At 60.9% G+C, this 391-nt stretch carries 1 protein-coding gene; it reads left to right on the top strand.

Annotated elements, in window-relative coordinates; translation table 11 throughout:
* Positions 1-353, top strand: a 353-nt coding sequence (locus tag ALO43_RS12500) for a CoA transferase (RefSeq protein WP_174518495.1), incomplete at its 5' end; no start/stop codon positions are given.
* Between the last annotated feature and the right edge of the window lie 38 nt (positions 354-391).

The following is a 391-nucleotide window of genomic DNA, read 5'->3' as shown; positions in this document are numbered from 1 at the left end:
GGGTCAGGCATGTGGCACGCATTGATGCTGCCATTTCGACCTGGACCGCCGAGCGCTCGATGGACGAAGTTCTTGCTGCACTCAACGAGGCGCGTATCCCGGCAGGCAAGATCTACGACGCTGCCGATATCGCCGGCGACCCGCATTATCAGGCGCGTGACATGTTGTTGCTGAGCGCGCTGGATGACGGCACGCCCGTTACCCTCCCGGGGATTGTGCCTAAACTTCAAGGCACGCCGGGCCAGGTAAGAACGCCCGCGCCGACCCTGGGTCAGCACACCGACGCCGTTCTCGAAGCACATGGTATAGACGCAGCCACTCGCGCCGAATGGCGTCGGCTTGGCATCATTTGATCCGAAATGCGGCCTTTGCCGTAAACAGAACTCTATTC

The sequence above is a fragment of the Pseudomonas tremae genome (assembly GCF_001401155.1).
Taxonomy (GTDB): Bacteria; Pseudomonadota; Gammaproteobacteria; order Pseudomonadales; family Pseudomonadaceae; genus Aquipseudomonas; species Aquipseudomonas tremae.
The sequence above is the reverse complement of the archived record's forward strand: the minus strand, read 5'-3'. Positions and strand labels throughout refer to the sequence as shown.